A 22013-nucleotide genomic window follows, 5' to 3' on the forward strand; every position below is an offset into this window, starting at 1 on the left:
GGCCCCGGAGACCCGCATGAACACCGCTTCCGCCCCCCTCGCCGGCGCCGACCGCAAGGTCGACCGCCTGCTCGCCCACTATGGCGAGAGCCACCGCAACCCGACCAACGAGGCGATCCACGTCGTCGCGATCCCGGCGATCATGGTCAGCATCGTCGGGCTGCTGTTCGCCCTCCATCCCTGGGTGGCCTATACCTTCGTGGCGGCCAGCGCGGTCTACTACGTCGGGCTGCGGGCGCCGGTCTTCCTGGTGGCGATGCTCGCGGCCACGGCCGCCGCACTGGCGCTGGTCCACGCCATGGGGGACCTTGTGCTGCCGATTTCCGCCGCCATCTTCGTGGTGGCCTGGATCTTCCAGTTCATCGGCCACAAGATCGAAGGGCGGAAACCTTCCTTCTTCGAGGACATCCAATACCTTTGGGTCGGCCCTTTGTTCGTGCTGTCGCTGCTTTTCTCTCGCCTCGGCATTCGCTGGTAGGCGCGGGAAAAGGCTATCGCCCCCATAGAAAATAGGTGGGAACCCTTAGCTTAGCACTCCCTCCAACCGAGTGCTAATATGGCCATGAAAGAAGGAGTTCCCCGAATGACAACATTGTCTGGAGCCTCTGCCAACCAGCTCGCCGTCGCCAATCCGTGGTCGATGGTCCCGCCGCTGGGTAACTTGGACGCCTACATCTCGGCAGCCAACCGCCTGCCGTTGCTCACGCTCGAAGAAGAGCAGGGCTTTGCGCGCAAATTGCGCGACAACAACGATCTCGAAGCCGCCGGTGCGCTTATCTTGTCGCATCTGCGCCTTGTTGTGTCTATCTCCCGCCAATACCTGGGTTACGGGCTGCCGCACGGCGACCTGATCCAGGAAGGCAATGTCGGCCTCATGAAGGCCGTGAAGCGCTTCGATCCCGACCAGGGCGTCCGGCTGGTGAGCTACGCCATGCACTGGATCAAGGCCGAGATCCACGAGTACATCCTGAAGAACTGGCGCATGGTCAAGGTCGCGACGACCAAGGCCCAGCGCAAGCTGTTCTTCAATCTGCGCTCCATGAAGCAGGGTTTCAAGGCCGATTCGGCCGCCGCCGATGCGGGCACCCACCGCGAGACGCTGAGCCCCGACGAGGTGTCGCAGATGGCCACCCGGCTCAACGTGAAGCCCGAGGAAGTGCTCGAAATGGAAACCCGGCTCTCGGGCGGCGACGTGCTGCTCGATCCGAGCCCGTCCGACGACGGCGACGAAGGCTTCGGCCCGATCGCCTACCTGGCCGACGCCACGCAGGAGCCGACCGCGCAGATCGAATCGCGCCAGCGCGACCGCCTGTCGACCGACGGCATCTCGACCGCGCTCGAGGCCCTGGACGACCGCAGCCGCCGCATCGTCGAAGAGCGCTGGCTCAAGGTCAACGACGACGGCTCGGGCGGCATGACCTTGCACGACCTGGCCGCGGTCTATGGCGTGAGCGCCGAGCGCATCCGCCAGATCGAGGTCGCCGCCATGAAGAAGATGAAGAAGGCCCTGGCCGAATACGCCTGAGCGCCTCCGCCCCCCGAAACAAGCCCGGCCCGCGCCGGGCTTTTTCGTTGTCAGTCCGCTTCTTCGGGGGGCCGCTTGGCCAGCGTGCGCAAGGCCCGGCGCGCGATGTAGCGGGTTTCGGCGGCATCGCTGTCGGCCAGCCAGCGCGCGCAGGTGGCCTCGACCCAGTCCGGCTGGGTCCGGCTGGCATCGTTGAGCCAGTTGGCGACCGAGTTCTGGACGTAGCGGCTGGGGTCGGCGCGCAACGGCTCCAGCAGCGGCAGGGCCAGCCAGGGCTCGGCCTTGAGGCTCTCGATCTGGGGGCACCAGACGCCGCGCGGGCGGGTCAGCTCGCTGGCGAAGCGGCGGATGTTCGGATCGAGATCGGCGGTCCAGGGCTGGAGCAGGGCCAGCGCCTGGTCGAGCGAGCGGATGGTCGCCTCGCGCACCCCCATCCAGGCCATCTCTCGGACGCCGAAATGCGGATCGGCGGCAAAGCGGCGCACCGCCGCCAGCTGCTCGGGCAGCGCGAGCCCCGACATCGGGAGCCAGTGCGTGGCCCAGCAGCGCGCCACGTCGCTCGCATGGGTGGCCAGGCGGTGGGCCACGGCGTCGCGCTCGGGGTGGGCGCCGGCCAGGTCGTAGAACGCCCGCGCGATGTGGCCGTGGCGCTGCATCGGCTTGAAGGCGGGCAGCATGGCGCAGGTGTCGGCCAGCCGTTCGCTGGCCGGGTCGAGCCCGATCTGCGCCGCCACGCTGCGCGCCAGCCGGGGCAGCTCCAGTGCCATGAATTCGTTGAGGTTGACGGTCTCGAGCAGGCCGTCGTTGAGCGCGTCCAGCACCTCGGGCGGGATCAACGCGATTCGGAAGGCGCCCTTGCGCTGCTTCAGGTGGTCGACCGACGCCACTATGTTCAGGACTTGAGCAGGGTCTTGAGGTCCGACACCATCGGCGCGACGCCGGCGCCGTAGCGCGCGTACAGCCGCAACCGGCCCTGCGGGTCGTAGACGAAGCTGGCCGCCGAGTGGTCCATCGAATAGCTGGTCGGCGTCTTGCCGTCGACCTTCTTGAAGTAGACCTTGAAGTCCTTGGCCACCGCGGCGAGCTGGTCCGGCGTCGGGATCAACGCCACGAACGACGGGTCGAAGGCGCCCATGTAGGCCTTCATGACCTCGGGCGTGTCGCGCGCCGGGTCGACCGTGACGAACACCACCTGCAACTTGTCGCCATCGGCGCCCAGCTGCTGCTTGACCTGCGCCATCTCGCTCATGGTGGTCGGGCAGACGTCGGGGCACTGCGCGTAGCCGAAGAACAGCACCACCGCCTTGCCCTTGAAATCGGCCAGGGTGCGGACCTTGCCATCGGCATCGGTCAGCGAGAAGTCCCGGGCGTAGTCGGCGCCCGTGATGTCGACCGCATTGAAGCTGGGCTTGGCCTCGGTGCAGCCCGCGAGCTGGACGCCCGCGGCCGCGGCGACGCCGACCCAGGCCAGGGTCCGGAGTGCTTGGCGCTTGTTCATGGATTCGGTCATTGGAGGTAGTGGTCGACCAGCAGCGCCGCGAACAGCACGCTCAGGTGGATCAGTGAAAAGCGAAAGGTCTTGCGCGCCAGCGCGTCGGAATAGTTCCGCCACAGCGCGAAGGCATAGCCGGTGAAGCCGATGCTGACGCCAATCGCGACCACCAGATAGAGCCAGCCGCTCATGCCGTAGATGAAGGGCATCAGGCAGGCGGCGAACAGGATGAAGGTGTAGAGCAGCACCTGCAGCCGCGTGAACTCGTTGCCGTGCGTCACGGGCAGCATCGGCAGGCCGGCCTTGCGGTAGTCCTCGACCCGGTACAGGGCCAGGGCCCAGAAGTGCGGCGGGGTCCACAGGAAGATGATCAGGAACAGGATCAGCGCCTCGGGGCCGACGTCGCCGGTCATCGCGGCCCAGCCCAGCACCGGCGGCATCGCGCCCGAGGCGCCGCCGATCACGATGTTCTGCGGCGTCAACGGCTTCAGGATGACGGTGTAGACCACCGCGTAGCCGACGAAGGTGGCGAAGGTCAGCCACATGGTCAGCGGGTTCACGGTGAACCACAGCAGCGCCGAGCCGGCGGCGCAGAGCGCGGCCGAGAAGGTCAGCGCCTGCTTGTCGCTCAGTTGCCCGCGCGCCGTCGGCCGCCAGGCCGTGCGCTTCATCTTGGCGTCGATGCCCTTCTCGACCAGGCAGTTGAAGGCGGCCGCCGCGCCGGCGACCAGCCAGATCCCGAGGCAGGCGAGTGCGCCTTGCTGCAGGTCGGCCAGCGACGGCACGCCGGGCACCGCGAGCACCATGCCGATCAGGGCGCAGAAGACGATCAGTTGCACCACCCGCGGCTTGGTCAGCGCATAGAACTGGCGCAGCACGCTGGCGGTGGTCGGGGCGGGGACAGATACGGGGGCGCTCATCGGGCCACCTCCATTTTGGGAACACGGGCGCCGGCGCCGGCCGCGCTGCGCGCGCCTTCGCGACGGCTTTCGCAGAGGGTCCAGGTCAGCACCACCGCGAGCGCGGCGGCGCCGCCGGTGTGGAGCAGGGCCGCCGCGAGCGGCCAGCCGAGCAGCACGTTGCCGAGGCCGCTGGCGAGCTGCAGCAGCGCCAGGCCAGCCAGCCAGCGCGACTGGGCACGCAAGGGCCGGATGCGGCGCAGCCGCCAGGCCAGCAGCCCGATGGCGACGAACACGAGGTAGGCCATCAGGCGGTGCACGTAGTGGATGGCGGTGAGGGCGGCGAAATCGATCGGGCTGCCGGCGGCGGTCTCGCCCAGGTGGCGCCAGATCTGGAAGCCCTGGGCGAAGTCCATCGGCGGCCACCAGCTGTCCTGGCAGGTCGGGAACTGGGTGCAGGCCAGCACCGCATAGTTGGTGCTGACCCAGCCGCCCAGGGCGATCTGAAGCGCGAGCAAGGCGGTGGTGGCGACAAGAAGGCTGCGCAGCGGCGACGGCAGGGGCGTCGGCAGGCGCTGCGTCGCCGCCTGCTGGTAGCGCACGGCCTGGATGCACAGCAGCGCCAGCAGCACCACGGCGCCCATCAGGTGCAGCGTCACGATGGCCGGGAACAGCTTCCAGGTGACGGTCAGGGCACCGAAGGCGCCCTGCAGGCAGACCCACGCCAGCGTGGCCGCGGGCCACCAGGCGCTGAGCGCACGCTCGCCGCGGTGGTCGGGCCGGCGTTGGCGGCGGCGCGCGACCCAGGTCGCGATCGCCAGCACCAGGATCAGGAAGCCGACCCCGGTGGCCAGGTAGCGGTGGACCATCTCGACCCAGGCCTTGCTGTGCGTCACCGGCCCGGTCGGCTGGGCGGCCTGCGCCATCGCGATGTCGTGCCGGGCACCGACCGGGCTGGCGTTGCCGTAGCAGCCGGGCCAGTCGGGGCAGCCCAGGCCCGAATCGCTCAGGCGGGTGAAGGCGCCGAACAGGGTCAGGTCGAAGGTCAGGAACAGGGTCAGGACGGTCAGCGCATGCAGCCGGCGCGCGGCAGCGGCGCCGGCGTTGCGGCGCCAGACCCAGACCAGGGGACCGAGGGCCAGCAGGACGCCGACCGCCAGCAGCCAGGCGATCGGCTTGAGGTCGTAGAGCGAGGTCGTGTCCATGGCGGGGATCAGCGGCCGGCTTCGTCCCACGAAGACGAGGCGCGCAGCAGCCGGTCGAGGTCGCGCTTGCCGCGGCTGGCGCCGGCGGCGTCCATGCGGGCCGGGAACCGCATCATCAGGTTGCCCAGCGGATCGACCACGAAGAGATGCTCCGCCGGCGCATGGCCGGCGGCAGCCGGCAGCCACTTGGCGATCTCGGCCGCCGGCAGGCGCAGCACGGTGGCGCCGCGCAGGCCGTTGGCGAGCCGCTCGGGCAGCGGCTTGTCGTCGCTGACCAGCCACACGCGGTCGAGCCGGTCCTTTTCGCGCCCGAGGCTCTCGCGCAGCTGGCGCTGCAGGTACAGCTGTTGTTCGCAGAGCGCATCGCAGCCGGCATCGGCCACGGTCAGCAGCAGCCACTGGCCCTTGAGCGAGGGCAGGCGCTGGGTCGTGCCGTCCGGCAGCGTCGCCTCGATGTTGGGCAGCGGACGCTGCGGGTCGATCAGCTCGCCGTAGACGCTGCGGCTTTCGGGGCGCACCACGTAGTAGGTGAAGTAGGAGGCGACGACCGGGGCCGCGCAGCACAGCAGCACGAAGATCATCTTCCAGCGGCCCTGGACCGTGCGCCGGCCCTCGGCGCCCGCCAGCGCCTGGCGCGGCGACGGCATCGAGTGCACGGTCAGGCCGAGCGGCTCGTCAGCCGCGGCGGGCAAGGCGTGCACGGCGGAAGGGGGCGATGAGTTGGAACCAGACATAAAGGAGTACCACGAGGGCCGAGAGGCCGAACCACTGGAATGCGTAGCCGTAGTGCTTTTCGACCCCCAGCGCGGGGGCCGGCCAGTCGCGCTGCAAGCCCTCGGAGGCCGGACCGGTCTGCTGCAGGGAAACGTCGGTCCGCAGGGGCAGGCCGGTTTCGGCGCGGAACGCTTCCAGGGCGAGATTCTGCCGGATGCGGGAAGACCCCACGGAATCGGGCGTGGCCGCGGCTGTCGGGGCGGCCGGGGCCGAAGCGGCCGGCGCGGGCACCGCTGCACCATCGCCCTTGCCCAGCTCCAGCAAATGGGCGGGCGGCGGCGCAATCCGGGCCGTCACCTCGACCAGGCCGCTCGGCGTCTCGATCGGCTCCAGCTTGGCCCGGTCGGTGAAATTGCGCTGGATCCAGCCGCGCTGGATCAGCACCGTCCGCTCGGTGCCTTCGAGCGCGAAGGGCGTCAGCACGTAGAAGCCCGGCACGCCATGCATCTGTCGGTTGTCGAGATAGACGGTGTGCGGGGCCAGCCAGAGCCCGCGCAGGCGCACCGGCCGGTGCATCGCGGAGCTCGCGTCGGCGAGCGCCAGGAAGGCCTGCGGATCGAGCGGCGGCAGGTTCTTCTGGGCCTCGATCTCGGCCTGGAGGGCCTCTTTCTGGGCCGCGCGAGACAACTGCCAGCGGCCGAGCGAGACGGTGGCGGCGAGGATCAGCAGGGCGACCGCGGTGATGAACCAGAAGCGGCCGGCACGGCGGGGACGAGAGGTCTGGAGCGGTTGCGCATTCACGGCAGGAGGCGGCGCTGGCGGCCGATAATGGGGGTCATGAAATATCTGGTCGCCCTCGCCTTCCTGGGCATCCTGGCGAGTCTCGCGGTGGCGCTGTTCTTCATGCTGAGGGACGGGCGCAACGGCCGCGCCAAGAGCGGCGGCATGGTGCGCGCGCTCACGGTTCGGATCGGGTTGTCGGTGCTTTTGTTCCTCTGCGTGCTCCTCGCGTGGAAACTCGGCTACATCCAGCCCGGGGGCCTCCCGATCGGCAAGTAGGTGGTGCTCGTTCCACGAGATCCATGAAAAAAGCGCCTTGCGGCGCTTTTTTGTCGTGCCGTCGCCGATGCTCAAAGCCAATAGACCAGGAAGTAGAGGCCGAGCCACACCACGTCGACGAAGTGCCAGTACCAGGCGGCGCCTTCGAAGCCGAAGTGGCGTTCGGGCGTGAAGTGGCCGCGGCGCAGGCGCATGGTGATGAAGAACAGCATCAGCATGCCGATGAACACGTGCAGGCCATGGAAGCCGGTCAGCATGAAGAACGTGGAGCCGTAGGCGCCGGAGCTGAGCTTGAGGTTCAGTTCGGTGTACAGGTGGTGGTATTCGTAGCCCTGGACGCACAGGAAGGTGAAGCCCAGCAGCACGGTCAACCACATGAAGCGCACGCTCTGCGCGCGATGGCCGGCTCGCAGCGCGTGATGGGCGATGGTCAGCGTGACGCCGGAGCTCAGCAGCAGCGCGGTGTTGATGGTCGGCAGCCAGAACGGGCCAACGGTCTGGAAGGGCTCGACGATGCCGGCGGGCGAACCGGTCACGCCAGCCGCCGTGGTCGGCCAGACGGCCTTGAAGTCGGGCCACAGCAAGGCGTTGTCGAGGCTGCCGAGCGCCGGCAGCGCGTGGGTGCGGGCCCACCACAGCGCGGTGAAGAAGGCGCCGAAGAACATCACTTCCGAGAAGATGAACCAGCTCATGCTCCAGCGGAACGAGAGGTCGACCTTGTGGCCGTACAGGCCGCCTTCGCTTTCGCGGATCGAGGTGCTGAACCACACGTAGAGCGTGCCGAGCCAGATGATCATGCCGGCCAGCAGCGACCACATGCCCCACTGGTGGCCGTTGATCCACTGGGCCGCGCCCAGGATGACGAAGAGCAGGCCGGTCGCGGCCATGACCGGGAAGGCCGATGGCCCGGGCACGAAGTAGTAAGGCGTGGTGCCGTGGGTGGTTGAGCTCATTTCAGGTCCTGGTTTTCTTCTCTAGCTTCGATTTCTGTGGGATCTTGATTCAGGAGGCGGCCACCCAGCGCACCAGCAGGATCAGCGCGGCCACGAACAGCGCCACGGCGACGAAGGCGACCGCGATGATGTGCAGGGGATTGAGCTTCGCGAGGTCGTCCTGATAGCCGCTGTTCTTGCGGATGCCGAAGAACGACCAGCAGACGGCCCTCACGGTCTGCCACAGCGAAGCCTTGCGAGACAACGGCGAGACGCTCACGAACGCGGCTCCGTTGCAGGCACGGCCACCGCGCCGTTGGCGGCCACCGGGGCCGGTGGGGTCTTGCCGCCGACCTCGAAGAAGGTGTACGACAGCGTGATCGTCTTGACGTCCTTGGAGATCTTCGGATCGATCACGAAGGCGACCGGCCACTCTTTCTTCTCGCCCGGATCGAGCGTGTACTGGTTGAAGCAGAAGCACTCGAGCTTGTTGAAGTAGGGCGCGGCCTGCTGCGGCGCGTAGCTCGGGATCGCCTGCGCCGCCATCCGGCGGTTCTGGACGTTCTGGAACTCGTACATGACGGTGTTGAGCTGGCCCGGGTGCACTTCCATCGAGCGCTGGGCCGGCTTGAAGTCCCAGAGGCCGCGCACGTTGGCGTCGAACTCGACCGTGATGGTGCGGCTCATGTCGACCTGGGTGTTGTCGGGCACGCGCACCTGGTCGCCGCCGCTGGCGCCGCCCGGCACCTGGAGCTCGGACAGTGCCAGGATGTTGATGCCGGTCATTTCGCAGATCGCGCGGTACATCGGCACCAGTGCATAGCCGAAGCCGAACATGCCGGCCGCGACCACGACCAGCTTGCCGACCATGCGGACGTTCTCGCGGCGGATGCGTTGACCGATGCCCATGCCGTCCCCTCGTTGCGGCCTAGCGGCCGATCCAGACCATGCGGACGATGAATCCGACGAAGAACAGCAGCGCGATGGAGGCCAGCGTCAGCCCCATGCGGCGGTTGTTCCTTTTCTGCTCGGGCGTCATGTCGCGGCGCGCTTCAGCCGATCACCTTGGTCGCGGTGGGGTCCAGCCGCGGCGGGGTCTCGAAGGTGTGGAACGGCGCCGGCGAGGGGACTTCCCACTCGAGGCCTTCGGCCGCTTCCCACGGCTTCTGCGGGGCCTTCTCGCCCTTGCCGAGCATGGTCGGCAGCACGATGAAGAAGAAGAAGTACACCTGCGCCAGGCCGAAGGCGAAGGCGCCGACGCTGGCCACCGCATTGAAGTCGGCGAACTGCATCGGGTAGTCGGCATAGCGGCGCGGCATGCCCGCCAGGCCCAGGAAGTGCATCGGGAAGAAGGTGATGTTGAACGAGATCAGCGACCACCAGAAGTGGACCTTGCCGCGGGTCTCGTTGTACATCACGCCGGTCCACTTGGGCGCCCAGTAGTAGTAGCCGGCGAACATCGCGTAGAGCGAGCCGGCCACCAGCACGTAGTGGAAGTGGGCGACGACGTAGTAGGTGTCTTGCAGCTGGGTGTCGATCGGCGCGACCGCCAGGATCAGGCCGGTGAAGCCGCCCATCGTGAACACGAAGATGAAGCCGACCGCGAACAGCATCGGCGTCTCGAAGGTCATCGAGCCCTGCCACATGGTGGCGACCCAGTTGAAGATCTTCACGGCCGTGGGCACGGCGATCAGCATGGTCGCGTACATGAAGAACAGCTGGCCGGTGAGCGGCATGCCGGTCGTGAACATGTGGTGCGCCCAGACGATGAACGACAGGATCGCGATCGACGAGGTGGCGTACACCATCGAGGCGTAGCCGAAGAGCTTCTTGCGCGAGAAGGCCGGCACGATCTGGCTGATGATGCCGAAGGCCGGCAAGATCATGATGTAGACCTCGGGGTGGCCGAAGAACCAGAAGATGTGCTGGTACATCACCGGGTCGCCGCCGCCGGCGGGGTTGAAGAAGCTGGTGCCGAAGTGGCGGTCGGTCAGCGTCATCGTGATGGCGCCGGCGAGCACCGGCATCACGGCGATCAGCAGGTAGGCGGTGATGAGCCAGGTCCAGCAGAACATCGGCATCTTCATCAGCGTCATGCCGGGGGCGCGCATGTTGAGGATGGTGACGATGATGTTGATCGAGCCCATGATCGACGAGGCGCCCATGATGTGCATCGCGAAGATGCCGGCGTCCATCGAGGGGCCCATCTGCAGGGTGAGCGGCGCGTAGAGCGTCCAGCCCGCGGCCGGTGCGCCGCCGGGCATGAAGAACGAACCGACCAGCATCAGCGCCGCCGGGATCAGCAGCCAGAAGCTGAAGTTGTTCATGCGCGCGAAGGCCATGTCGGATGCGCCGATCTGCAGCGGGATCATCCAGTTCGCGAAGCCCACGAAGGCCGGCATGATGGCGCCGAACACCATGATCAGGCCGTGCATGGTGGTGAACTGGTTGAACAGTTCGGGGTTGACCAGCTGCAGGCCGGGCTGGAACAGCTCGGCGCGGATCAACAGCGCGAGCACGCCGCCGACCATCAGCATGGTGAACGAGAACAGCAGGTACAGCGTGCCGATGTCCTTGTGGTTGGTCGCGAACACCCAGCGGCGCCAGCCGGCCGGTGCGCCGTGGTGGTCGTCGTGGGCATGGTCGTCGTGACCTGGTGCGTGGCCGTGGGGGTCGAGGACTGCGCTCATCTTGATATTCCTTGCAAACTCTACGTGGGCGCCGGCTTACTTGGACTTGGCGCGCTCGGCCAGCACTTCGGACGGCTGCACCAGCTGGCCGGTCTTGTTCGACCAGGCGTTCTTGGTGAAGCTCACCACGGCCGCGATGTCGGTGTCGCTCAGCTGCTTCCAGGCCGGCATGGCGCCGTTGTTCTGGCCGGTGAGCACCACGTGGAGCTGCTTCTGGTGGTCGGCGTCGAGCACGGTCGGGGAACCGTCGAGCGCCTTGATCGGGCCTGCGCCGCGGCCGTTGGCCTGGTGGCAGGCCGCGCAGTTGGCCGCGTAGACCTTCTCGCCGCGGGCCAGCATGTCGGGCAGGGTCCAGACCTTGGTCGGGTCGTCCTGCTTGGCGGCGGCTTCCTTGCGCTTGGCGTCGACCCAGGCGGTGTAGTCGGCCGCAGCCAGCACCTTCACGTGGATCGGCATGTAGGCGTGTTCCTTGCCGCAGAGCTCCTGGCACTGGCCGTAGTAGTCGCCGACCTTCTCGGCCCGGAACCAGGTGTCGCGCACGAAGCCGGGGATCGCATCCTGCTTGACGCCGAGCTGAGGCACCGCGAAGGCATGGATCACGTCATTGGCGGTGGTGATGATGCGGATCTTGGCGTTGACCGGCACGACCAGCGGGTTGTCGACCTTCAGGAGGTAGTCGTCGGGCATGTCGCCGCGGGCGCCGGCGTTGGACATCGCGCGCTGCGAGCTGTCGAGCGTCGAGATGAAGGACAGGCCCTCGCCCTCGCCCTTCAGGTAGTCGTAGCCCCACTTCCACTGGTAGCCGGTGGTCTTGATGGTGAGGTCGGAGTTGGTGGTGTCCTTCTGGGCCACCAGCACCCGGGTCGCCGGCAGCGCCATCAGGATCACGATCAGGAAGGGCACGATGGTCCAGATCACCTCGACCACCACCGATTCATGGAAGTTGGCCGCCTTGTGGCCGACCGACTTGCGGTGCTTCCAGATCGAATAGAACATGACCGCGAACACGGCCACGAAGATGACCGTGCACAGCACCATCATCACCGTGTGCAGGAAGTGCTGCTCCTGGGAGATCTTGGTCACGCCGATGGGCAGGTTCAACTGACGAACCGACGGACCGCCGGGCAGGTCGTTGACTGCGTGCGCCGCGCCGCTGAACGCCGCGCCGGCCGCCAGCAGCAGATTCGCCGGCCAGATCTTGTTCCGCCAATTGCTCTTCATCGTGTTCACTTCTTCATTTTCCTGTTAACCCCACCGGTCCCCACGGTGCGTCATTGCGAGCGCCCCCTCAGGCGGCCCGCAATGCCATGCGAATCTCGCGCGCCAGCGCCGCGCGCAACTCCGGACGCACATAGCGCCCCACCCTGACCGAACGACCCTGACCCGAGACCTCGATCAGCGAACGATCGCTGTCCTGGGGCTCGACCCGCACCTGGTGCGGCAAGAATTCCGTGCGCTCGTAGTGCCCGCCGTTCTCGAGTTCGACCACCAGCCTGCCGCCCTGCAAGGCGATCTTCTCGCCATCGGTCGCGTGCCGCGCATAAAGCACGAACGCGAACCCGACCGCGGCGAGTTCGAGCCACGCGAACGGCAACACGAGCCGCGCGCCGTTCAGCCAGAAGACCGTCCCGATGCCGAGCGACACCACGCAGAGCGACGCGTAGAGCCAGCCGAGCTGGCTCGGCGTGACCGAGCAGTTGCGCTTCAGGAACCAGTGGATGCTCTGGCCAGAAACAGTGGCAAAACGAAACACGGAATTCGACACGGGCGAGTTCAGCAAATCGGTGCGTCGACGCCCTGTCAAAAATGAATCGGACAGGCCTCGATCACGGGACAATACCCGGGAGTTCACGCAGCGCCGAATTGTAGCGGGTCAACCGAGCGGGCCTCAGTTGCCTACACGACCTCGCTGCAGCATGGAACGCATTTCCCGCAAGGAAACTGCACTTTCCGCAGACAGCGCGACACGGGGGGCCGGTTTGAAGGCATGCCCGTAGATGATCTCGAAGGTCAGCCCGATCCGCCCGCCGCCCTCCTCGGCCGGCGCCAGCTCGGGCAGGGCGGCGCCGAGCGCGCGGCGCCAGTCCCTGCCGCGCAAGGCCGGAAAGCGGGCCGGATGCAAGTTGCGCCCCAGGGTGCGCAGCTCGGCCAGGGCGGCGTCGGCGCTGGTCCAGGTCAGCACGATGCGCTCCATGTCCATCACCGGTTCGGCGAATCCGGCGCCGACCAGCATGTCGCCCCAGTCGTGCATGTCGGTGAACTCGTGGCTGGCCGGCGGCCAGCCGAGCTGCCGGTGCAGGGCCCGCAGTTCGAGCAGGGTGTCGGGCCCGAAGCAGGAGAACATCAGGAAGCCGTCGGTGGCGACTCCCCGGTGCCAATGCGCGATCAGCGCCTGCGGGTCGGCCGCCATGTGCAGCGCCATGTTGGCCCACAGCAGGTCGACGCCGTCCTCGGGCGGCGGATCGAAGCTGGGCCGGGCGCCCTGCCAGCGGCGCGCGGTCCACCACGGCGCGCTCAGCGACCGGGCGGTGGCGGCGGCCAGCACGGGATCCGGTTCGATGACGTAGGGCGTGGCATCCCGGTAGCGGCGCGCAACCAGGCCGTGGGCCTCCAGGCCGCCGCGCAGGGGCGACCAGTCGGCCCAGTGGCGCGGCTTGGCCGTGATCCATTGCAGCCGGTCTTCCATCCGGCGGCCGATTTCCTCATGAAGCCAGGGGGATTGCGAAGCCGGCGCCAGCCGGCTCCAGCGACCGGCCGCCATGGCATCGATGGTCGGCGGGCGCTGTGCGGAGTCGGTGGGCATGGGGCGCTGAGTATATTGACGGATGTTCAAGCCCTGGGCCGCACGGCCTTTCTCGGCCCTGGCGGCACGGCTGCCGGGCCAGTGCGCGGTCTGCCGCGCCTGGCCCGCGGCGTCGATCTGCGAGGCCTGCGTGGCGCGTTTCGCGGCGCCGGTGGCGCGCTGCCCGACCTGCGCGCTGCCGCTGGGCCCGGGCGACACCCGCTGCCGTGACTGCCAGCGTCAGCCGCCGCCGCTCGACGCCTGCCTGGCGGCCTGCGCCTATGCGTGGCCGTGGCCCGAATGCATCTCGGCCTTCAAGTTCCGTGGCGATGCCGGGCGCGCGGCACCCCTGGCGACGCTGCTGCGCAGCGCACCCTGGGTCGAGCCGGCGCTGGAACAGGCGGACACCGTGCTGCCGATGCCGCTGGCGCCGGCCCGCTTGCGCGAGCGCGGCTTCAACCAGGCGCACGAGCTGGCGCGGCGGCTGGCGCCGGACAAGTGCGATCCCCGGCTGCTGCTGCGCACCCGCGACACCGCGCCGCAGAGCGGCCTCGCGCGACAGGACCGGCTGCACAACCTGAGCGGCGCCTTCGCGCTCGATCCGCGGCGCCCCGGGGCGGCGCACGGCCGGCGCCTGGTGCTGGTCGACGACGTGATGACCAGCGGCGCCTCGCTGCACGCGGCGGCCGAGGTCCTGCGGGCCGCCGGCGCGGCCCGCATCACCGCGATCGTGCTGGCCCGGACCGACGCGCCGGACTGATTCGGGCGGCGACCGACAATCGCGCCATGTTCCATATCGTTCTCGTCGAACCCGAGATTCCGCCGAACACCGGCAACGTGATCCGGCTGGCGGCCAACACCGGCTGCACCCTGCACCTGGTCGAACCGCTGGGCTTCTCGATGGATGACCGCCTGCTGCGCCGCGCCGGGCTGGACTACCACGAGTACGCGACCCTGCTGCGCCACGCCGACTGGCAATCCCTGCTGGACAGCCAGAAGCCGCCGCCGGACCGGATGTTCGCGCTCACCACGCGCGGCACGCAGCGCGTGCACGACGTGGCTTTCAGGCCCGGCGACTGGCTGGTGTTCGGGTCGGAGACCCGCGGCCTGGCGCCCGAGCTGCGAGAGCGCTTCGCCCCGCCGCAGCGGCTGCGGCTGCCGATGCGCGAGGGCCAGCGCAGCCTCAACCTGTCGAACGCGGTGGCGGTGACGGTGTTCGAGGCCTGGCGCCAGAACGGCTTCGGCTGAGCTACTTGTACCGCCGGACGACGGACTCGGCGACGCAGGCCGGCTTCGGCGAACCTTCCAGTTCGATGGTCGTTTCCCAGGTCATCTGCAGCCCGTCGTTGGCGATCGGCTCCGAGCTCAGCAGCTTCATGCGGCCGCGCACCCGGCCGCCGACCGGCACCGGCGTCATGAAGCGGACCCGGTTCAGTCCGTAGTTGACCCCCATGCGCGACTCGGCGACGTCGAACGCGCCTTCATAGAGCCGCGGCAGCAGCGACAGGGTCAGGAAGCCGTGCGCGATCGGGCCGCCGAAGGGGCCGGCCTTGGCGCGCTCGACGTCGACATGGATCCACTGGTGGTCGCCGGTCGCCTCGGCGAACTGGTCGACCTGCGCCTGGGTGATGGTGATCCAGTCGCTCACCGCGACTTCCTGGCCGACGCACGCGGCAAGGTCCTGGAGGGTCTGGAAGGTCTTTTTCATCGCTTCACTGTAGCGGCGCGCCGGCCCGGCCCCTGTCCACGCCGAGACATCGGGGCTCGGGGTAAACACGGGCTCAAGCCGGCCGGGCGGGCTCCCGGACGTCCAGCCAGTCGATGATCGGCTGCCATTGCTCCAGGTCGCGCTGCACCCGCCCCGGCGCGATGTCGAACAGCGTCAGCCCGCGGGCCGCCAGCTGGACATAGTTCTGGGTGTCGCGCAACTCGCCCAGCACCGGCACGCCGAGGCCGGACACGAACTCGCGCAGCCGGTCCGCGGCCAAGGTGCGGGCGTCGACCCGCATGCCCACCAGGGCGATCTGGGTCTTGCCCGCGTGGCGATTGGCCAGCAGCTTGTCGAGGAAATCGCGCGTCGCGTAGATGTCGAAGATGCTCGGCTGCAAGGGCACCAGCACCTTGTCGGCCAGCGCCAGCGCCTCCTTGAAACGCGATCCGTGCAGCCCGGCGGGGGTGTCGATGACCGCGTGGGTGGTGCCGCGCGGCGGCCGCACCACGCTGCCGTCCTCGGACGCCTCCCAGCTGAGGATCTGCCGCGCCTGCGGCGGCCGCAGCCCGAGCCACAGCCGCGACGACTGCTGGCGGTCGATGTCGCCCAGCATCACGGCATGCCCGCGGCTGGCCATGTAGCCCGCGATGTGGGTGGCGAGGGTGGACTTTCCGACGCCGCCCTTGGGATTGGCGACCAGGACTACCGGCATGTTGGACTCCGACAGGCTGAACAAAGGCGTCATGGTAGCCGCGCGCGGAGCGCGCCGGAGTGCGCTAATGTTCGCGCCATGTCGACAAGCACCAACAACAACAGTCCGGCGCGCATCTACGTGGTTGCCGCCCATCCGCATTGGCGCGAATCGCGCGTCAATCTCCGTCTGCTGGAAGCCGCTCGGGCCACGCCAGGCGTCGACGTCAACGATCTCTACGACACCTACCCCGACTACGCCATCGACGTCAAGGTCGAGCAGGCCCGCCTGGCGCGCGCCGACCTGCTGGTGCTGCTGCACCCGATCCAGTGGTACTCGATGCCGGCGCTGCAGAAGCTCTGGATCGACGACGTGCTCGACTACGGCTGGGCCTACGGCACCGGCGGCCGGGCGCTGGAGGGCAAGGACTGCTGGCTGGTCGCGACCACCGGCGGCCCCGAGGGCAGCTACCACCCGCAAAGCTACAACCGCTATTTCTTCGACGCCTTCCTGCCGCCCTACGAGCAGACCGCGGCGCTGTGCGGCATGCGCTTCCTGCCGCCGCTGCTGTTCCACGGCGCCCGCAGCGCGCCCGCGGCCGAGGTCACGGCCCACGTCGAGGTCTTCAAGGAGCGGCTCCTGAGCTATCCGGACTGGCCGGAACTCGAGGGGCTCGACGTCTGCGTCAGCTGCCCGGTGCCGGAGATCGACCGACCGACGGTCCAGGAGGAAAGCTGAGCATGGAGCACGCACCCGCCTGGCTCATCAACACGCTGATCTACCTGGGCGCCGCGGTGCTCGTGGTGCCGCTGTCGAAGGCACTGGGGCTCGGCGCCATCATCGGCTACCTCGTGGCCGGCATCGCGATCGGGCCGTGGGGCCTGGGCCTGGTCACCAACGTCGAGGACATCCTGCACTTCGCCGAGTTCGGTGTCGTCCTGATGCTGTTCCTGGTCGGCCTCGAACTCGAGCCCAAGCGGCTGTGGAGCCTGCGGCGGCCGATCTTCGGCTGGGGCTCGGCCCAGGTGCTGGCCTGCGCCGCGGTGCTGTTCCTGGTCGGCTGCGCCGCGGGCGCCGACTGGCGCGTGTCGCTGGTGGCGGCGCTCGGGCTGGCGCTGTCGTCGACCGCGATCGCGCTGCAGGTGTTCGCCGAGCGCAACCTGCTGCTCGCGCCCAGCGGCCAGGCCGGCTTCTCGATCCTGCTGTTCCAGGACGTGGCGGCGATCCCGATCCTGGCGCTGCTGCCGCTGCTGGCGGTCGGCTCGGCCGCTGCGCCAGACATGACCGGCTGGGAGCGCACCTTCCAGTGCCTGAAGATCGTCGGCGTGATCGCCGCCATCGTGGTCGGCGGCCGGCTCGCCTTGCGCCCCCTGCTGCGCTGGATCGCGCGCAGCAACACGCCCGAGATCTTCACCGCCACCTCGCTGCTGCTGGTGGTGGCGATCGCCGCGCTGATGCAGTTCGTCGGCCTCTCGATGGCGCTCGGCGCCTTCCTGGCCGGCGTGCTGCTGGCGGAGAGCGAATACCGGCGCGAGCTGGAGACCGACATCGAGCCTTTCAAGGGCCTCCTGCTCGGCCTGTTCTTCATCGCGGTCGGCATGAGCATCGATTTCGGCGTGCTGCTGGAGCATCCGGCGCTGATGGCGCTGGTGGTGATCGCCTTCCTGGCGGTCAAGTTCGTCGTCATCTACGCACTGGCGAAGGCGATGGGGGTGCCCTACCAGCAGCGGCCGGTGTTCACGCTGCTGCTGGCGCAGGGCGGCGAATTCGCCTTCGTGGTGTTCCAGGCCGCCGGCCCCGACGTGCTGCCGCATGGCGTGGCCTCGTTCCTGATCGCCGCGGTGGCGCTCTCGATGCTGGTCTCGCCGCTGCTGCTGGTGGCGATCGACAAATGGGTGCTGCCGCGCTTCGGCGCCCACAAGCCAACGACGATGGAGGAGATCTCCGAGCAGCAGGACGCCAAGGTGGTGATCTGCGGCTTCGGGCGCTATGGCCAGATCATCGGCCGGCTGCTGAACTCGCAAAGCGTGAGCATCACGGTGCTCGACCACGACCCCGACACCATCGAGGCGCTGCGCGAATTCGGCATCCGGGTGTTCTACGGCGACGCCACCCGGCTCGACCTGCTGCGCACCGCGGGCGCCGGCACGGCCCAGGTGCTGGTGGTCGCGGTCGACGACATGGAGCAGTCGCTCAAGATCGTCGACCTGGCGCAGAAGCACTTTCCGCAGGCCAAGCTGGTGGTGCGGGCGCGCAACGTCACGCACTACTACCAGCTGCTCGACCGCAAGGTGGAGTTCGTCGAGCGCGAGCTCTTCGAGTCGTCGCTGCGCAGCGCCCGCTCGGTGCTCGAGGCCATCGGCTGGCCGGCCCACGAGGCGCGCGAAGACGCGATGCGCTTCCGGCGCCGCAACATCGAGCTGATGCTCGAGACCTACCCGCACTACAAGGGCGACCGCGCCCAGCTGATCGCGGTGGCCAAGAAGGGCCGCCAGCAGTTCCAAGAGCAGATGGCGCGGGAGCGCGAGGAACGGCGCCAGCGCAGCGGCGCCCACTGGGACCGCGACAAGGTCGAGGAAGAGCGCCTGCCCTGAACCCGGGGCCTACTGGTCGAGCTTGAGCAGCCGCACCGCGTTGCCCTTGAGGATGCCCGGCATCACCTCGGGCTTGAAGCCGGCGTCCTCGAAGTCCTTGAGCCAGCGGTCGGGCGTGATCAGCGGATAGTCGCTGGCGAACAGCACCCGGTCCTTGAGCAGCGTGTTGGCGTACTGCACCAGCTGCTTCGGGAAATACTTCGGGCTCCAGCCCGAGAGGTCGATCCAGACGTTCGGCTTGTGGGTCGCGACGCTGAGCGCCTCGTCCTGCCACGGGAAGCTCGGGTGCGCCATCACGATCTGCATGTCGGGGAAGTCGATCGCGACGTCGTCCAGGTGCATCGGGTTGCTGTACTCCAGCCGCAGGCCGCCGCCGCAGCGCATGCCCGAGCCGATGCCGCTGTGGCCGGTGTGGAAGACGGCCGGCAGCGCGTACTCGGCAATCACCTCGTAGATCGGCCAGGCCATCTTGTCGTAGGGGTGGTAGCCCTGCACCGTCGGGTGGAACTTGAAGCCCTTGACGCCGTATTCCTCGATCAGCCGGCGGGCCTCGCGCGCACCCATCTTGCCCTTGTGCGGGTCGATGCTGGCGAAGGCGATCATGATGTCGGAGTTCTTCTGCGCGGCCTCGGCGATCTCCTCGTTCGGGATCCGGCGGCGACCCATGTTCGACTCGGCATCGACCATGAACATCACCAGCCCGATCTTGCGCTCGCGGTAGTAGTCGATGCTTTCCTGGATGGTCGGGCGGCGGCCCGACTTGAAGTATTTGTCGGCGGCGCGGTCGTACTCTTCGCCATAGTTGTCGAAGGGGTTCCAGCAACTCACCTCGGCATGCGTGTGAGTGTCGATCGCGATCAGGTTCTGGTGGTCCATGGGGGTTGTCTCCGAACGGTTTGAAGCCTAGGGTAAATCCTTACGCCACACAGCATCATGCGGCTTGAATTGATTATTTTTCATAACCATAATCGATCGTACTCCGGAATGCAATCATGACCTCCAACGACCTCCACCTCGACATCCAGGACGACATCGCCATCATCCGCCTCGCGCGGGGCGCCAAACGCAATGCGCTGTCCGACGGCCTGATCCTGGCACTGCGCGACGCCTTCGAGAAGCTGCCCTCCACGGTGCGTGCCGCGGTGATCGACGGCGAGGGTCCGCATTTCTGCGCCGGCCTCGACCTGTCCGAACTGAAGGAGCGCGACGCCGGCCAGGGCCTGCGGCATTCGCGCATGTGGCATGCGGCGCTCGAGCTGGTGCAGCATGGCCCGGTGCCGGTGGTGGCGGCGCTGCACGGCGCGGTGGTCGGCGGCGGGCTCGAACTGGCGAGCGCCTGCCACATCCGGGTGGCCGACAGCACCACCTTCTACGCGCTGCCCGAGGGCTCGCGCGGCATCTTCGTCGGCGGCGGCGGCTCGGTGCGCATTCCCAAGCTGATCGGCGCCGCCCGCATGACCGACATGATGATGACCGGCCGGGTCTACAACGCCGAGGAGGGCGAGCGCGCCGGCTTCGCCCAGTACCTGGTGCCCGAAGGCACGGCCTTCGACAAGGCGCTGGAACTCGCGAAGCGCGTGGCGACCAACGCGCCGCTGACCAACTACGCGCTGATGCACGCGCTGCCGCGCATCGCCGAGCAGCCGGCCGACCACGGCTTCTTCACCGAAGCGCTGATGGCCGGCATCGCGCAGGCCGCGCCCGACGCCAAGGAGCGCGTGCGCGCCTTCCTGGACGGCAAGGCGGCCAAGGTCCAGAAAAGCTGAGACTCACCGAGGAATTCCCCATGCAAGCCCCCCGTCCGACGACCCAGACGCCACGCTATCGGCCCGTGACTTTCGGCGTGCGCCGCGTCAACGTGCGCGAGGGCGCGGCGGGCGTGCGCTACCTCGAGGCCGCCGAGCCGCTCGGCCCCTACGCCGAACGCATCACCGACCGCTTCATGCACTGGGCCGAGACCGAGCCCGACCGCAGCTTCATGGCGCGCCGCGAGCAACTTCCCGACGGCAGCACCGGCGAATGGCAGCACCTGAGCTACGCCCGGGCGCTGCAGGACGCCCGCCGCATCGGCCAGGCGCTGCTGAACCGCGGCCTGGACGCCGAGCGGCCGGTCATGATCCTGAGCGAGAACAGCCTGGAGCATGCCCAGCTGGCGCTCGGCTGCATCTACGCCGGCGTTCCTTACTGCCCGGCCTCGCCCGCCTACTCGACCGTCAGCCAGGACTACGAGAAGCTGCGCCACATCGTCGACACGCTGACCCCGGGGCTGGTGTTCGCGAGCGACGGCGCACGCTACGGCCGCGCCATCGCGGCGGCGGTCCCGGCCGATGTCGAGGTGGTGCTGCAGCGCGGCCACGGCGGTGCCGGCGACCCGGGCACCGCCGCCCCCGAGCTGGCCGGCCGCGCCCTCACCGCCTTCGACAGCCTGCTCGCCACGCCCGCCACGCACGCGGTCGACGCCGCCATGGCGGCCACCGGGCCGGACACGATCACCAAGTTCCTGTTCACCTCGGGCTCGACCAAGATGCCCAAGGCGGTGGTCAACACCCAGCGCATGTGGTGCGCCAACCAGGTGCAGATCGCGCAGTCGATGCCGGCCCTCGCGGAGGAGCCGCCGGTGCTGGTCGACTGGCTGCCGTGGAACCACACCTTCGGCAGCAACCACAACGTCGGCATCACGATCTACCACGGCGGCACGCTCTACATCGACGACGGCAAGCCGACGCCGGCGGGCATGGCGGAGACGCTGCGCAACCTGCGCGAGATCGCGCCGACCGTCTACTTCAACGTGCCGACCGGCTTCGAGGCCATCGCGCAAGCGATGCAGACCGATGCGCAGCTGCGCCGGACGCTGCTCTCGCGGGTGCGCATGTTCTTCTACTCCGGCGCCGCGCTGGCGCAGCCGATCTGGGACCTGCTGCACCAGATCCAGGAAGCCGAGATCGGCGAGCGCATCGTGATGGCGACCGGCCTCGGCATGACCGAGTCGGGCCCCTCGGCGATGTTCATCAACAGCCCGGACGTGCGCGCCGGCGACGTCGGCGTGCCGACGCCCGGCATGACGCTCAAGCTGATCGATGTCGACGGCAAGGTCGAGGTGCGCTACCGCGGCCCCAACGTCACGCCGGGCTACTGGCGCTCGTCGGAAGCCACGCGCGAGGCCTTCGACGAAGAAGGCTTCCTGTGCACCGGCGATGCCGTGCGCTGGATCGACGACGCCGACATCCACCGCGGCCTGCGCTTCGACGGCCGCATCGCCGAGGACTTCAAGCTCGCCACCGGCACCTTCGTGAGCGTCGGCCCGCTGCGCGCGAAGATCAACACCGCCGGCGCGCCCTACGTGCACGACGCGGTGCTGACCGGCATCAACCTGAAGGAAGTCGGCGCGCTGATCTTCCCGACCCCGGCCATCCGGACGCTGGCCGGCCTGGCGCCCGACGCGAGCCTGCAGCAGGTGGTCGAGAGTGCGCCGGTGCAAGCCTGGCTGCAGCAGCTGCTCGACCGGCTCGGCGCCGTCAGCACCGGCAGCGCCAACCGCATCGCGCGTGCCCACATCGTTTCCGAGCCGCCCTCGATCGACAGGGGCGAAGTGACCGACAAGGGCTCGATCAACCAGCGTGCCGTGCTCAAGCACCGTGCGGCGCTGGCCGAGGCCCTGCATGACGGCACCCTGCCATTCACTCTCAAACCCCGTTGAACCGTCAGACCACAAGGAGACA

The 22013-nt window shown here is 68.5% G+C and carries 26 protein-coding genes; 9 read left to right on the forward strand and 17 right to left on the reverse strand.

What is annotated here, in order from left to right:
* Positions 1–16 precede the first annotated feature (16 nt).
* Positions 17–478, forward strand: a complete 462-nt coding sequence (locus QTI68_RS24780; protein WP_286525371.1) for an Mpo1 family 2-hydroxy fatty acid dioxygenase — start codon at positions 17–19, stop codon at positions 476–478.
* Positions 479–583: 105 nt separating this feature from the next.
* Positions 584–1525, forward strand: a complete 942-nt coding sequence (gene rpoH, locus QTI68_RS24785; RefSeq protein WP_286506051.1) for an RNA polymerase sigma factor RpoH — start codon at positions 584–586, stop codon at positions 1523–1525.
* Positions 1526–1575: 50 nt separating this feature from the next.
* Here rpoH and QTI68_RS24790 read toward each other — a convergent pair whose 3' ends face one another.
* The 6 genes from QTI68_RS24790 to QTI68_RS24815 are packed head-to-tail and all read right to left on the reverse strand — an operon-like array spanning position 1576 to position 6636.
* Positions 1576–2412 carry a DNA alkylation repair protein gene (locus QTI68_RS24790; protein WP_286525372.1) on the reverse strand — a complete coding sequence of 279 codons (837 nt, stop codon included), beginning with the start codon at positions 2410–2412 and terminating at the stop codon, positions 1576–1578.
* A 5-nt stretch (positions 2413–2417) separates the two neighbouring features.
* Positions 2418–3023, reverse strand: a complete 606-nt coding sequence (locus QTI68_RS24795; protein WP_286525373.1) for an SCO family protein — start codon at positions 3021–3023, stop codon at positions 2418–2420.
* 8 nt (positions 3024–3031) lie between these two features.
* Positions 3032–3937, reverse strand: a complete 906-nt coding sequence (gene cyoE / locus QTI68_RS24800) for a heme o synthase (protein WP_286525375.1) — start codon at positions 3935–3937, stop codon at positions 3032–3034.
* Positions 3934–5121, reverse strand: coding sequence for a COX15/CtaA family protein (locus QTI68_RS24805; protein ID WP_286525377.1), 1188 nt, complete (start codon positions 5119–5121; stop codon positions 3934–3936). The genes cyoE and QTI68_RS24805 overlap by 4 nt, the downstream gene beginning before the upstream one ends.
* Before the next feature lie 8 nt (positions 5122–5129).
* Complete coding sequence (locus tag QTI68_RS24810; protein ID WP_286525379.1) at positions 5130–5855, reverse strand: redox-active disulfide-containing membrane protein; 726 nt, start codon at positions 5853–5855, stop codon at positions 5130–5132.
* Complete coding sequence (locus QTI68_RS24815; protein ID WP_286525381.1) at positions 5797–6636, reverse strand: SURF1 family protein; 840 nt, start codon at positions 6634–6636, stop codon at positions 5797–5799. Before QTI68_RS24815 ends, QTI68_RS24810 begins: the two co-directional genes overlap by 59 nt.
* A 36-nt stretch (positions 6637–6672) precedes the next feature.
* Here QTI68_RS24815 and QTI68_RS24820 point away from each other — a divergent pair, with 36 nt between their 5' ends.
* On the forward strand, positions 6673–6894 hold the full coding sequence (locus tag QTI68_RS24820) for a twin transmembrane helix small protein (RefSeq protein ID WP_286525382.1): 222 nt from the start codon (positions 6673–6675) through the stop codon (positions 6892–6894).
* Positions 6895–6965: 71 nt separating this feature from the next.
* Here the strand turns inward: QTI68_RS24820 and QTI68_RS24825 are convergent, their stop codons facing one another.
* The 8 genes from QTI68_RS24825 to QTI68_RS24860 all read right to left on the reverse strand — a co-directional run bounded on the left by QTI68_RS24825 (position 6966) and on the right by QTI68_RS24860 (position 13319).
* Positions 6966–7847, reverse strand: a complete 882-nt coding sequence (locus QTI68_RS24825; protein ID WP_286525384.1) for a cytochrome c oxidase subunit 3 — start codon at positions 7845–7847, stop codon at positions 6966–6968.
* Between the two features lie 49 nt (positions 7848–7896).
* Positions 7897–8106: a DUF2970 domain-containing protein gene (locus QTI68_RS24830; protein ID WP_286525386.1), complete on the reverse strand. Its 210-nt coding sequence runs from the start codon at positions 8104–8106 to the stop codon at positions 7897–7899.
* Entirely contained in the window at positions 8103–8735 is a 633-nt protein-coding gene (locus QTI68_RS24835; protein WP_286525388.1) for a cytochrome c oxidase assembly protein, read from the reverse strand. Before QTI68_RS24835 ends, QTI68_RS24830 begins: the two co-directional genes overlap by 4 nt.
* 19 nt (positions 8736–8754) lie before the next feature.
* Positions 8755–8865 carry a cytochrome oxidase small assembly protein gene (locus QTI68_RS24840; protein WP_286525389.1) on the reverse strand — a complete coding sequence of 37 codons (111 nt, stop codon included), beginning with the start codon at positions 8863–8865 and terminating at the stop codon, positions 8755–8757.
* A 13-nt stretch (positions 8866–8878) separates the two neighbouring features.
* Positions 8879–10516: a cytochrome c oxidase subunit I gene (ctaD, locus tag QTI68_RS24845; protein WP_286525391.1), complete on the reverse strand. Its 1638-nt coding sequence runs from the start codon at positions 10514–10516 to the stop codon at positions 8879–8881.
* A gap of 36 nt (positions 10517–10552) precedes the next feature.
* On the reverse strand, positions 10553–11737 hold the full coding sequence (coxB, locus tag QTI68_RS24850; protein WP_286525393.1) for a cytochrome c oxidase subunit II: 1185 nt from the start codon (positions 11735–11737) through the stop codon (positions 10553–10555).
* A gap of 67 nt (positions 11738–11804) precedes the next feature.
* On the reverse strand, positions 11805–12281 hold the full coding sequence (locus tag QTI68_RS24855) for a DUF2244 domain-containing protein (protein WP_286506034.1): 477 nt from the start codon (positions 12279–12281) through the stop codon (positions 11805–11807).
* Between the two features lie 123 nt (positions 12282–12404).
* On the reverse strand, positions 12405–13319 hold the full coding sequence (locus QTI68_RS24860) for a methyltransferase domain-containing protein (protein ID WP_286525395.1): 915 nt from the start codon (positions 13317–13319) through the stop codon (positions 12405–12407).
* A gap of 22 nt (positions 13320–13341) precedes the next feature.
* Here QTI68_RS24860 and QTI68_RS24865 point away from each other — a divergent pair, with 22 nt between their 5' ends.
* Both QTI68_RS24865 and QTI68_RS24870 read left to right on the forward strand, forming a co-directional pair.
* A complete protein-coding gene (locus QTI68_RS24865; RefSeq protein ID WP_286525397.1) occupies positions 13342–14058 on the forward strand; it encodes a ComF family protein in 717 nt (238 codons plus the stop codon).
* A gap of 26 nt (positions 14059–14084) precedes the next feature.
* On the forward strand, positions 14085–14546 hold the full coding sequence (locus QTI68_RS24870) for a tRNA (cytidine(34)-2'-O)-methyltransferase (RefSeq protein WP_286525398.1): 462 nt from the start codon (positions 14085–14087) through the stop codon (positions 14544–14546).
* Between the two features lies 1 nt (position 14547).
* Here the strand turns inward: QTI68_RS24870 and QTI68_RS24875 are convergent, their stop codons facing one another.
* Complete coding sequence (locus QTI68_RS24875) at positions 14548–15006, reverse strand: MaoC family dehydratase (protein ID WP_286525399.1); 459 nt, start codon at positions 15004–15006, stop codon at positions 14548–14550.
* A gap of 73 nt (positions 15007–15079) precedes the next feature.
* Positions 15080–15721, reverse strand: coding sequence for a ParA family protein (locus QTI68_RS24880; RefSeq protein WP_286525400.1), 642 nt, complete (start codon positions 15719–15721; stop codon positions 15080–15082).
* A gap of 78 nt (positions 15722–15799) precedes the next feature.
* Between QTI68_RS24880 and kefF the strand changes: the two genes are divergently transcribed.
* Positions 15800–16438, forward strand: a complete 639-nt coding sequence (kefF, locus tag QTI68_RS24885; RefSeq protein WP_286525401.1) for a glutathione-regulated potassium-efflux system oxidoreductase KefF — start codon at positions 15800–15802, stop codon at positions 16436–16438.
* A gap of 2 nt (positions 16439–16440) precedes the next feature.
* A complete protein-coding gene (kefC, locus tag QTI68_RS24890; protein WP_286525403.1) occupies positions 16441–18294 on the forward strand; it encodes a glutathione-regulated potassium-efflux system protein KefC in 1854 nt (617 codons plus the stop codon).
* A 9-nt stretch (positions 18295–18303) separates the two neighbouring features.
* On the opposite strand, the gene QTI68_RS24895 is transcribed toward kefC, so the two are convergent.
* On the reverse strand, positions 18304–19170 hold the full coding sequence (locus tag QTI68_RS24895) for an amidohydrolase family protein (protein WP_286525405.1): 867 nt from the start codon (positions 19168–19170) through the stop codon (positions 18304–18306).
* A 116-nt stretch (positions 19171–19286) separates the two neighbouring features.
* Between QTI68_RS24895 and QTI68_RS24900 the strand changes: the two genes are divergently transcribed.
* Positions 19287–20060, forward strand: a complete 774-nt coding sequence (locus QTI68_RS24900) for a crotonase/enoyl-CoA hydratase family protein (RefSeq protein WP_286525407.1) — start codon at positions 19287–19289, stop codon at positions 20058–20060.
* Positions 20061–20080: 20 nt separating this feature from the next.
* Positions 20081–21991 (forward strand): feruloyl-CoA synthase, encoded by a 1911-nt coding sequence (locus tag QTI68_RS24905; protein WP_286525409.1) that lies wholly within the window; start codon positions 20081–20083, stop codon positions 21989–21991.
* Positions 21992–22013: the final 22 nt, after the last annotated feature.

This window comes from Variovorax sp. J31P207 (genome assembly GCF_030316965.1).
Taxonomy (GTDB): domain Bacteria; phylum Pseudomonadota; class Gammaproteobacteria; order Burkholderiales; family Burkholderiaceae_C; genus Variovorax; species Variovorax ginsengisoli_B.

What these genes read in the sequence shown, in the direction of transcription:
- QTI68_RS24780 (WP_286525371.1), top strand. Translation starts at nt 17, where the DNA reads ATGAACACCGCTTCCGCCCCCCTCGCCGGCGCCGACCGCAAGGTCGAC.
- rpoH (WP_286506051.1), top strand. Translation starts at nt 584, where the DNA reads ATGACAACATTGTCTGGAGCCTCTGCCAACCAGCTCGCCGTCGCCAAT.
- QTI68_RS24795 (WP_286525373.1), bottom strand. Translation starts at nt 3,023, where the DNA reads ATGAACAAGCGCCAAGCACTCCGGACCCTGGCCTGGGTCGGCGTCGCC.
- cyoE (WP_286525375.1), bottom strand. Translation starts at nt 3,937, where the DNA reads ATGAGCGCCCCCGTATCTGTCCCCGCCCCGACCACCGCCAGCGTGCTG.
- QTI68_RS24805 (WP_286525377.1), bottom strand. Translation starts at nt 5,121, where the DNA reads ATGGACACGACCTCGCTCTACGACCTCAAGCCGATCGCCTGGCTGCTG.
- QTI68_RS24810 (WP_286525379.1), bottom strand. Translation starts at nt 5,855, where the DNA reads ATGTCTGGTTCCAACTCATCGCCCCCTTCCGCCGTGCACGCCTTGCCC.
- QTI68_RS24820 (WP_286525382.1), top strand. Translation starts at nt 6,673, where the DNA reads ATGAAATATCTGGTCGCCCTCGCCTTCCTGGGCATCCTGGCGAGTCTC.
- QTI68_RS24825 (WP_286525384.1), bottom strand. Translation starts at nt 7,847, where the DNA reads ATGAGCTCAACCACCCACGGCACCACGCCTTACTACTTCGTGCCCGGG.
- QTI68_RS24835 (WP_286525388.1), bottom strand. Translation starts at nt 8,735, where the DNA reads ATGGGCATCGGTCAACGCATCCGCCGCGAGAACGTCCGCATGGTCGGC.
- QTI68_RS24840 (WP_286525389.1), bottom strand. Translation starts at nt 8,865, where the DNA reads ATGACGCCCGAGCAGAAAAGGAACAACCGCCGCATGGGGCTGACGCTG.
- ctaD (WP_286525391.1), bottom strand. Translation starts at nt 10,516, where the DNA reads ATGAGCGCAGTCCTCGACCCCCACGGCCACGCACCAGGTCACGACGAC.
- coxB (WP_286525393.1), bottom strand. Translation starts at nt 11,737, where the DNA reads ATGAAGAGCAATTGGCGGAACAAGATCTGGCCGGCGAATCTGCTGCTG.
- QTI68_RS24860 (WP_286525395.1), bottom strand. Translation starts at nt 13,319, where the DNA reads ATGCCCACCGACTCCGCACAGCGCCCGCCGACCATCGATGCCATGGCG.
- QTI68_RS24865 (WP_286525397.1), top strand. Translation starts at nt 13,342, where the DNA reads ATGTTCAAGCCCTGGGCCGCACGGCCTTTCTCGGCCCTGGCGGCACGG.
- QTI68_RS24870 (WP_286525398.1), top strand. Translation starts at nt 14,085, where the DNA reads ATGTTCCATATCGTTCTCGTCGAACCCGAGATTCCGCCGAACACCGGC.
- QTI68_RS24875 (WP_286525399.1), bottom strand. Translation starts at nt 15,006, where the DNA reads ATGAAAAAGACCTTCCAGACCCTCCAGGACCTTGCCGCGTGCGTCGGC.
- QTI68_RS24880 (WP_286525400.1), bottom strand. Translation starts at nt 15,721, where the DNA reads ATGCCGGTAGTCCTGGTCGCCAATCCCAAGGGCGGCGTCGGAAAGTCC.
- kefF (WP_286525401.1), top strand. Translation starts at nt 15,800, where the DNA reads ATGTCGACAAGCACCAACAACAACAGTCCGGCGCGCATCTACGTGGTT.
- kefC (WP_286525403.1), top strand. Translation starts at nt 16,441, where the DNA reads ATGGAGCACGCACCCGCCTGGCTCATCAACACGCTGATCTACCTGGGC.
- QTI68_RS24895 (WP_286525405.1), bottom strand. Translation starts at nt 19,170, where the DNA reads ATGGACCACCAGAACCTGATCGCGATCGACACTCACACGCATGCCGAG.
- QTI68_RS24900 (WP_286525407.1), top strand. Translation starts at nt 19,287, where the DNA reads ATGACCTCCAACGACCTCCACCTCGACATCCAGGACGACATCGCCATC.
- QTI68_RS24905 (WP_286525409.1), top strand. Translation starts at nt 20,081, where the DNA reads ATGCAAGCCCCCCGTCCGACGACCCAGACGCCACGCTATCGGCCCGTG.